Annotated in this window: 13 protein-coding genes; 12 read left to right on the top strand and 1 reads right to left on the bottom strand. The window is 65.6% G+C overall.

Annotation, left to right across the window (positions count from 1 at the left end; translation table 11 throughout):
• The 7 genes from AT959_RS11230 to AT959_RS11205 all read left to right on the top strand — a co-directional run.
• On the top strand, positions 1-1129 hold a 1129-nt coding region (locus tag AT959_RS11230; protein ID WP_338032510.1), incomplete at its 5' end, for a biotin/lipoyl-containing protein.
• Positions 1126-1362, top strand: a complete 237-nt coding sequence (locus AT959_RS11225; protein WP_205629898.1) for a hypothetical protein — start codon at positions 1126-1128, stop codon at positions 1360-1362. The genes AT959_RS11230 and AT959_RS11225, both read left to right, overlap by 4 nt.
• A gap of 30 nt (positions 1363-1392) precedes the next feature.
• Positions 1393-2298 carry a hydroxymethylglutaryl-CoA lyase gene (locus tag AT959_RS11220; protein ID WP_066883130.1) on the top strand — a complete coding sequence of 302 codons (906 nt, stop codon included), beginning with the start codon at positions 1393-1395 and terminating at the stop codon, positions 2296-2298.
• On the top strand, positions 2295-3284 hold the full coding sequence (locus tag AT959_RS11215; RefSeq protein WP_066883128.1) for a hypothetical protein: 990 nt from the start codon (positions 2295-2297) through the stop codon (positions 3282-3284). The genes AT959_RS11220 and AT959_RS11215 overlap by 4 nt, the downstream gene beginning before the upstream one ends.
• Positions 3285-3488 (top strand): DUF1289 domain-containing protein, encoded by a 204-nt coding sequence (locus tag AT959_RS11210; RefSeq protein WP_066883125.1) that lies wholly within the window; start codon positions 3285-3287, stop codon positions 3486-3488.
• 4 nt (positions 3489-3492) lie between these two features.
• A complete protein-coding gene (locus AT959_RS21125) occupies positions 3493-3669 on the top strand; it encodes a DUF1289 domain-containing protein (RefSeq protein WP_157651279.1) in 177 nt (58 codons plus the stop codon).
• Complete coding sequence (locus tag AT959_RS11205; RefSeq protein WP_066883123.1) at positions 3666-4583, top strand: MBL fold metallo-hydrolase; 918 nt, start codon at positions 3666-3668, stop codon at positions 4581-4583. Before AT959_RS21125 ends, AT959_RS11205 begins: the two co-directional genes overlap by 4 nt.
• Positions 4584-4590: 7 nt before the next feature.
• Here AT959_RS11205 and AT959_RS11200 read toward each other — a convergent pair whose 3' ends face one another.
• Positions 4591-5766, bottom strand: a complete 1176-nt coding sequence (locus AT959_RS11200) for a M20 aminoacylase family protein (RefSeq protein ID WP_066883121.1) — start codon at positions 5764-5766, stop codon at positions 4591-4593.
• Positions 5767-5837: 71 nt separating this feature from the next.
• On the opposite strand from AT959_RS11200, the gene rapZ reads away from it, so the two are divergent.
• From rapZ to AT959_RS11175, 5 genes are all read left to right on the top strand, one after another.
• Positions 5838-6683: an RNase adapter RapZ gene (rapZ, locus tag AT959_RS11195; RefSeq protein ID WP_066884345.1), complete on the top strand. Its 846-nt coding sequence runs from the start codon at positions 5838-5840 to the stop codon at positions 6681-6683.
• 82 nt (positions 6684-6765) lie between these two features.
• Positions 6766-7140: a NusG domain II-containing protein gene (locus tag AT959_RS11190; RefSeq protein ID WP_066883119.1), complete on the top strand. Its 375-nt coding sequence runs from the start codon at positions 6766-6768 to the stop codon at positions 7138-7140.
• The gene (locus AT959_RS11185; RefSeq protein WP_066883117.1) at positions 7121-7657 is read left to right on the top strand and encodes a Gx transporter family protein; all 537 of its coding nucleotides are present in this window, start codon (positions 7121-7123) and stop codon (positions 7655-7657) included. The genes AT959_RS11190 and AT959_RS11185 overlap by 20 nt, the downstream gene beginning before the upstream one ends.
• Positions 7650-8258 carry a flavin prenyltransferase UbiX gene (locus tag AT959_RS11180; RefSeq protein ID WP_066883115.1) on the top strand — a complete coding sequence of 203 codons (609 nt, stop codon included), beginning with the start codon at positions 7650-7652 and terminating at the stop codon, positions 8256-8258. Before AT959_RS11185 ends, AT959_RS11180 begins: the two co-directional genes overlap by 8 nt.
• Complete coding sequence (locus tag AT959_RS11175) at positions 8258-8890, top strand: LON peptidase substrate-binding domain-containing protein (RefSeq protein ID WP_066883113.1); 633 nt, start codon at positions 8258-8260, stop codon at positions 8888-8890. The genes AT959_RS11180 and AT959_RS11175 overlap by 1 nt, the downstream gene beginning before the upstream one ends.
• The last annotated feature ends 29 nt before the right edge of the window (positions 8891-8919 follow it).

Here is an 8919-nt window from a genome sequence, read left to right as displayed (position 1 = left end):
CACCCGCCTGCAGGTCGAACATCCGGTCACCGAAATGATCACCGGCCAGGATCTGGTCGAATGGCAATTGCGGGTCGCCGCCGGCCAGCCGCTGCCGCTCAGCCAGGAACAGCTGCCGATTCGCGGTCATGCGCTGGAGGCCCGCATCTACGCCGAAGACGCCAGCAAGGGCTTCCTGCCCTCGACCGGCCAGCTGGTTCGCCTGCTGCCGCCGGCCGAGAGCCTGAACGTCCGCGTCGACACCGGGGTCGAGGAAGGCGACGAAATCACCCCGTTCTACGACCCGATGATCGCCAAGCTGATCGTCTGGGATGAAACCCGCGACGGCGCGCTGGCCCGCATGCGCAAGGCGCTGGCCGACTACCGGGTGGCCGGCGTGACGACCAATATCGACTTCCTGTCCCGCCTCGTCGCCTGCCCGGCCTTCGCTGGCGCCGATCTCGACACCGGCCTGATCGAGCGGCAGAAGGATTTCCTCTTCCCGGCCGCCCAGGCCGTGCCGCGCGATGCGCTGCTCGTCGCCACGGTCGGCGAACTACTCTGGGAACAGCACGCCGCCAAACTGGCCGCCAAGCACAGCGGCGACCCGTGGTCGCCGTGGCATGCCCGCGACGGCTGGCGGATGAACCTGTCGGCCGCCCGGATGATTGGCTTCCGCGACGGTGACAAGCTGGTCGAAGCCCAGGTCCGCTACCGGGGCGACCAGTGGTCGATCACCCTGAACGGTGAAACGACACAGGCCCGCGGTCGCAAGCTGGAGGGCGATGCCTTTGCCGTAGAACTCGACGACCGCCGGCTGATCGCCAGCGTTCTTGCGGTCGACGACAAGCGCAGCATCTTTCTTAACGGTAGCACGTACTCACTTCTTCGTGACGACCCGCTGCATCTTGTTGAAGCAGGCGGGGCCCAGGGTGGCGGCCTGACCGCGCCGATGCCCGGCAAGGTCGTTGCGCTGCTCGCCGAAGCCGGCCAGAAGGTCGACAAAGGCACGCCGCTGCTGATCCTCGAGGCGATGAAGATGGAGCACACCATCACCGCCCCCGCAGCCGGTGTCGTCAAGGCCTTCTGCTACGCGGCCGGCGAACAGGTGGCCGACGGCGCGGCGCTGGTCGAGTTCGAGGGCGAGTGAAGACGCCCCCTTTGCCCGTCAGCGGTGCCGGACAATGCACCGCTGACAGCTCCGAGCAACTGGCGGAAGCCGTGCGCCGTGCCTGCCTCGAAGCGGCGGTCGCCGCCTACGAGGCGGCCGGCGCCCAAGGCCTGTGCGCCGAAGGGCGCTGGGAGGTTGCGGTCGGCGCCCTGCGCGCGCTCGATCTGCACGCCCTGCTTCAGGCCGGCGATGCCTCCTCAAGCAGCACCTAGTCCACGTTCCTTCTTTTGCGAGCCCCTGCCATGTCCTTTCCCGCCCAAGTAAAGATAGTCGAAGTCGGCCCGCGCGACGGCCTGCAGAACGAGAAGCAGGTGGTCCCGACCGAAATCAAGATCGAACTGATCAACCGCCTGGCCGAAGCCGGCCTGCGCGTCATCGAAGCCACTTCCTTCGTCTCGCCGAAATGGGTGCCGCAGATGGGCGACAACACGGCGGTGATGCAAGGCATCAGCAAGCACCCGGCGGCGGTGTACCCGGTTTTGACCCCCAATTTGCAGGGTTTCGACAGCGCCCTACAGGCCGGCGCTACGGAAGTCGCCATTTTTGGGGCCGCTTCCGAGTCTTTTTCGCGCAAGAACATCAATTGTTCGATTGCCGAGAGCCTGAAACGCTTCGAGCCGGTGGTTTCGGCCGCCAGTGCGCTGGAAATCAAGGTCCGCGGCTATGTGTCCTGCGTCGTCGGCTGCCCCTATGAAGGCGCCATCGCTCCCGAGCAGGCCGCCAGCGTCGCCCGCACGCTGTACGACATGGGCTGCCACGAAGTGTCGCTCGGCGACACCATCGGCGTCGGCAACCCGGCTTCGATCCAGCGCATGATCGAAGCCTGCGCCAAGGTAGTGCCGATCGAAAGGCTGGCCGGCCATTATCACGACACCTACGGCATGGCGATCGCCAACATCTACGCCTCGCTGCAGATGGGCATGGCAGTTTTCGACAGCTCGATCGCCGGCCTCGGCGGCTGCCCCTATGCCAAAGGCGCCTCCGGCAACGTCGCGACCGAGGATGTCGTCTATTTATTGCAGGGCCTGGGCATTGAAACCGGCATCGATCTGGCTAAACTGGCAGCTATCGGTGACTGGATTTCCAGCACCATCAATCGTCCGAACGGCGCCAAGGCCGGCCGGGCTCTTTGTGCCAGGACCGAGTGAGCCTTTTTTCCGCCGTTGCCGATTTACTAAAACCCACCCCGCCGCTCGATACCGACCTGCTCAAGGCGCTGGACCGGGTGGCCGAACTGGTCGACCCGATGCTCAAGCATGCCGGCGGTTTCGAAAAGCGCCTCGCCTTGCCGCTGCAGCACGCGCTCGGTTACTGCGACGGCCTGGTCGCCGGCCTGCCCGGCCCGATCGACATCAACCGCAAGTCCTTTGCCAACGATCCGCTGGTCCATGCGCTGTTCGCCACGGCCGACGATATCGACCAGATGCTCGGCCGCAGCCAGGCGGTGCGCGACTTTCTCGCCGAACCGTCGTGCTGGGAAGCCGATCATTTCTACGCCATGTTCGCCGCCCGCCGCCAGCAGAAAAAGCAACTGGGCATGGCGCGGATTGGTGATGTCATCCGCAGCGACGTGCCGCAGGAGGTGCTCTTCTTTTCCGACCACACGCTGGTCGAACCTTGCTGCCACCTTGAAACCACCCTAACTGGCCTGCGCTGCAAGGCGCTGGAAAGCCTGCTCCACACCTTTCATGCCCACGTTGCCGCGTTGCGCCACGAACGCGAGGGCCTGCGCGCCGATGTCTCGGTCGAGCGGGCGCACCTGACGGTGCTGCGCGGCGCGACGCCGGGCCGGGAATACGAGGTGCGGACTCGCCATCTGGACGACCTCGACAGCCAATTGCGCGACAACGCCGCATCGCTGATGCCGGAACAACTGCTCGAAGCGCTAGCCGAATTCCTGCAGGCGCCCGAAACGGCCCTCCGCCTGTGCCCGGTCAGCATCACCGTGGACCGGCTCGGCGTGGTCAGCGAGCAGCCGAACAACGATCTCGGCCTGCAAACCCTCAACTTTCCGGAACTAACTGCCCGCGACAAGCGTCTGCATCTGGCCATGCTCGCCAGAATCAGCCGTGACGAAGCACTCGAAGCCGTTGAAATGGTGCGCGATCAGCAACACCGTTTCATGCTCATCTAAATGCTCCAATCTCCCTGTATCAACATCTGCAAGATGGATGCGACGAGCGGCCTGTGCACCGGCTGCTTCCGCACCATCGACGAAATCACCCTGTGGTCGCGGACCGACGATGCGACCCGGGCCGGCATTCTGGCCGCCGTCGCCCGGCGCCGACTGGAGCAGTCCCCGACGGCCGGCGAAGTACGCGGCGATGGCAAGCGATAGAACCATGAATAACGAAGAAGACCTCTACCCCTGCGTCGGCATCTGCATGGCCGACCCCGACTCCGGCTACTGCCTGGGCTGCGGCCGCCCGCCGCTGGCCAGCCCGAGCATCGTCGCCGAAATCAGCCAGCCGGTGGTCGCCCCCAGCCAGACCAGCAGCGACCCGGACAGCCCGGCATGAGCGTCCAGCTGCCCGAGTCGCTGCTTGTCCTCGAGCGCGGCTGGCTGTCGGCCAACAACGTGCTATTTTTCGAAGGCGACACTGCGACGCTGATCGACAGCGGCTATGTCTCGCACGCCGAGCAGACCGTCGCCCTGGTCGAGCATGCGCTGGACGGTCGCCGCCTGAAACGGCTGATCAACACCCACTCGCACTCCGACCACATCGGCGGCAACGGCGCCGTGCAGGCCCGTTTCGGCTGTGAAGTCATCGTCCCGGCCGGCTTGCATGCGGTGATTGCCGAATGGGACGAGGATGCGCTGCTGCTCTCGCCACTCGGCCAGCAGGCGGCCCGCTTCCAGCATGACAGCCTGCTCGGCGCCGGTAGCGAACTGGAACTGGGCGGCCTCAACTGGCAGGCGCTGGCCGTACCCGGCCATGACATGGAAGCACTGGCCTATTACAACCCGGAAAAACGCATCCTGATCTCCGGCGATGCGCTGTGGGAAAACGGCTTCGGCGTCATCTTCCCGGAACTGCTCGGCGAGGCCGATGGCCTGGCCAGCACGCGGGCGACGCTGGACATGCTGGCGCAACTGCCGATCGACATCGTCATTCCCGGCCACGGCCGCCCGTTTGCTGCGGTCGACGGTGCGCTGGAGCGGGCTTTCCGCCGCCTCGGCCATTTCGAAGCCAATATCGAGCAGCTTGCCTGGCACGCGATCAAGGTCATCGTTTCGTTCGCGATGCTGGAAAGGCGCCGCCTGGCGCAGGCCGATTTCCCGGCTTTCGTCCTCGGCCTGCCCTTCGCCGTCGACGTCAATGCCCGCTACCTGAGCCTGCCTGACGACAAGCTGAGCGAGCGCCTCGAACGCGAACTGTTGCTGGTCAACGCCCTGCGCCGTGAAGACGGCTGGCTGGTCGCCGGCGCCTGATCCAGGCTCAGGCCTTGGGCAGCGCCTGCTGGATCAGCCTGACCCAGTAATTGACGCCGAGGGTCAACAACTCGTCGTTGAAATCGTAATGCGGGTTATGCAGCGTGCAGCCGCCGGTGCCCGGGCCGTTGCCGAGCCAGACGTAACAGCCCGGTTTTTCGCGCAGCATGTAGGCGAAGTCTTCCGCCCCCATCGAGGGCAGGATGTCGGTAAGCACTCGCTCACCTCCAAACACCGAACCAGCAACCTCGCGGCAGAAATTTGCCTCCGGTACGCTGTTGACCGTCGGCGGGTAGCGGTGGTCGAAGTGGACGCTGATCTGCGCCCCGTTGGCGGCGGCAATACCGCTGCACAGGCGCTCGATGGCGCGTTCGATATTGTCCTGCACCTCCGGCTTGAAGCTGCGGATGGTGCCGCGCAGCACGACCTCTTCCGGAATGATGTTCCAGGCCTCGCCGGCATGAAACTGAGTGACGCTGACCACGGCCGACTCGCAGGGATGCAGCGTACGGCTGACCACGGTCTGCAGGGCCTGCACCAGTTGCGCCCCGGCGACGATCGAATCGACGCCCTGGTGCGGCATCGCGGCGTGGCAGCCATGACCGCGCACGAAGATCTCGAAGGCGCAGGTACCGGCCATCACCGGCCCCGGCATGACCATCATTTCGCCGACCGGGATGCCCGGCCAGTTGTGCAGGCCATAGACTGCTTCGACCGGGAAGCGCTCGAACAAGCCGTCCTCGATCATCACCGCCGCCCCGCCTTCCGATTCCTCGGCCGGCTGGAAGATGAAGACAGCCGTACCGTCGAAGTCGGGATGTTCGGCCAGATAGCGGGCCGCGCCGAGCAGCATCGCGGTATGGCCGTCGTGGCCGCAGGCGTGCATCTTGCCCTGATGCCGGGAGTGATGCGGGAATTCGTTCATTTCGGCCAGCGGCAGCGCGTCCATGTCGGCGCGCAGGCCGATCATGCGCGGCGACGAGCCGGCCTGCAGCACGCCGACGACGCCGGTTTTGGCGATTCCGCGATGAACCTCCAGGCCGTAACGCTCCAGTTCGCGTGCCACCAGTTCGGCCGTCCGGTTTTCGTCGAAAGCGAGCTCCGGATGGGCGTGGATATCGCGGCGCTGGGCCGTCAATTCGGCGAGAAAAGGCAGGTCAAGCAGGGGAAGGGTCGGGGGCATGGTCGTCTCCTTGTTTATTTCTATTATGCCGAAGGTTGCGGCGCTGCGCCGCGTTCATTATGCTGCACTCCATGGAACTCATTCTCATTAGCGGCCTCTCCGGCTCCGGTAAATCGGTCGCCCTCAACCTGCTTGAAGATGCCGGCTATTACTGCGTAGACAACCTGCCGGTCGTTATGTTGACGGTACTTGTCCGCATGCTGCAGGGCGAAAATACCGAGAAGGTGGCAGTCGCCATCGACGGCCGTTCCGGCCACGGCATCGAACTGCTGCCGGCCAAGCTGAAAACGCTGTCCGAGGATGGCGTACGGCATACCTTCCTGTTCCTCTACGCGCATACCGAAACGCTGCTCAAGCGCTATTCCGAGTCGCGCCGCCGGCATCCGCTGGCCACCCCGGATCAATCGCTGGAAGAGGCAATCCGCGCCGAACGCGCCCTGCTCGACCCGATCGCCGACCTCGGCCATCGGATCGACACCAGCGGCCTGAAAGCCAATGCGCTGCGCGAGTGGGTGCGTCAGTTCATCGAGGCCGAACCCGGCCAAGGGCTGACGCTGATGTTCGAATCCTTCGGCTTCAAGCACGGGCTTCCGCTCGATGCCGACCTCGTCTTCGACGTCCGCTGCCTGCCCAATCCGCACTACGACGCCGAACTGCGTCCGCTGACCGGCAAGGACCAGCCGGTCATCGATTTCCTCGAAAACGAGCCCGAAGTCCGCCGGATGCGCGACGACATCGCCCACTTCGTCGCCACCTGGCTGCCCTGCTACATCCGCGACAACCGCAATTACCTGACGGTCGCCATCGGCTGCACCGGCGGCCAGCACCGTTCGGTGTTTATCGCCGAATGGCTGAGCCGCGAGTTTTCGCAACGCGCCCGCGTGCTGGTCCGCCACCGGACGCTGGCCGGCAGTTGAGCCGCCCAAGTCCCGGCATGCCTGCCCATTTTGGCCCAGCCCTGCGGTCGACCAGCCGCCAGCGGCAAAAACCCGGCCGACCATGCACTGGCTGAGCCTGATCCGTCCCGGCGACTGGCTGATGATGCTGGCCGGGTTGGCCACTGTCGGCGGCAGCATCCCCTTCTTCTGGCAAGGCGGCCTCGCCGACCGCGCCATCATCCGCCAGGAAGGCAAGGTCTTTGCCGAAGTCGATCTGCGCAGCCGCAAGCAATTCGAGGTCGGCGGCCCGCTCGGCACGACGCTGATCGCCGTCGAACCCGGCCGCGCCCGCGTCGTCTCCGACCCCGGGCCGCGCCAGTATTGCGTCCGCCAGGGCTGGCTGATGCGCCCGGGCGAGATCGCCATCTGCGCCCCGAACCGCGTCAGCCTGCAGATCGCCGGGCGGACCAAGGTCTATGACTCAATCAGTTATTGAACTCGCCGTCACCGACCAGGACCGCCGCGTCGCCTGGCTAGCGACGGCAGCCGTCGCCCTGTCGCTGGTCGATGCCGCCATTCCCTCGCCGCTGCCCGGCGTCAAGCCGGGCCTGGCCAATATCGTCACCCTGGTCGTCCTCACCCGCTACGGCTGGGGCACCGCGGTTTGGGTCAGCGGCCTGCGCGTGCTGGCCGGCAGCCTGCTACTCGGCTTCTTCCTCGCCCCCGGCTTTTTCCTGTCGCTGACCGGGACCACGCTCAGCCTGCTGACCCTCGGTCTGGCCCGCCATCTGCCGGCCCGCTGGTTCGGCCCGGTCAGCCTCTCCATCCTCGCCGCCTTCGCCCATATTGGCGGCCAGTTGCTGCTCGCCCGCGCCTGGCTGATTCCGCACGACGGCGTCTTTCTGCTCACCCCGGTCTTCGCCGGCGCGGCCCTGGTCTTCGGCACCATCAACGGCCTGATCGCGGCTAAACTGCTGGCTGAACCTGAGCCTGCGGAAACGACCCATGTCTAAAACCATCTGCCTTGCGCTGACCGGTGCCTCCGGCATGCCCTACGGCCTGCGCCTGCTCGAATGCCTGCTCGCCGCCAGCTGCAAGGTGCAACTGCTCTATTCGCAGGCATCGCAGGTCGTCGCCCGCCAGGAAATGAATTTCGAACTGCCGTCGCGGCCGAGCGAGGCCAAGGCCGCCCTGCTCGCCCGCTATCCTGCGGTCGACAGCGAAAAGCTGGCCGTTTTCGGCCGCGAGGAATGGTTCGCCCCGGTCGCCTCCGGCTCCAATCCGCCCGACGCGATGGTCGTCTGCCCCTGTTCGATGGGCACGCTGGCCGCCATTGCCCAGGGCCTGGCCGACAACCTGATCGAACGCGCCGCCGACGTCATCCTCAAGGAAGGCCGCAAGCTGGTGCTGGTTCCACGTGAAACGCCGTTCTCAGCCATCCACCTCGAAAACATGCTGCGCCTGGCGCGGGCCGGCGCCATCATCCTGCCGCCCAGCCCGGGCTTCTACCACCATCCGCAAAGCGTCCAGGACATCGTCGATTTCGTCGTCGCCCGCGTCCTTGACCAGATCGGCGTACCGCACACGCTGATGCAACGCTGGGGAGAAAACTGATGGGCTGGTTCGATTTCGCCCGCTCGCCGTCCGGCGGCAGCGTTGAAACCCTGCACGTTCCGCTGTTTCCGCTGAATACCGTGCTCTTCCCGGGCAGCGTCCTGCCGCTGAAGATATTCGAGCAGCGCTACCTCGACATGGCGGCGGCCTGCATGAAGGACAACACCCCCTTCGGCATCTGCCTGATCGCCAGCGGCAGCGAAGTGGGCGGCAGCGCCGAGCCGCACGCCGTCGGCACGCTGGCCAGCATCGGCAACTGGGAAATGGAGCAGCTCGGCATCCTGATGATCTCGGCGGTCGGCAGCCGGCGCTTTCGCATCCTCGACAGCCACACCGGCCCCGGCGGCCTGCTCGAAGGCACCGTCGAACTGATCGCCGAAACCGGCCCCACCCCGCTGCCCCCCGAACGTGAGCGCTTGCTGCCGCTGCTGCGCCGTGTAGTCAATGATCTGGGCAGCGAACGTATGCCCGAGCCGCATCGTTTCGATGAAGCCGAATGGGTCGGCTACCGGATCACCGAAGTGCTGCCGATCCAGAATCTCGCCAAGCAGAAGCTGCTCGAGCTGGAAGACCCGATCGCCCGCCTGGAAATCCTCGAAAAGTATCTCGACCAGCGCAAACTGCTCGACTGAAACGCTGGCGCCGCAATGCCTGCGGTGGA

Origin of the sequence: Dechloromonas denitrificans, from assembly GCF_001551835.1 — a bacterium.
GTDB classification, from domain to species: Bacteria; Pseudomonadota; Gammaproteobacteria; order Burkholderiales; family Rhodocyclaceae; genus Azonexus; species Azonexus denitrificans.
This window is presented reverse-complemented; position numbering and strand designations above follow the sequence as displayed.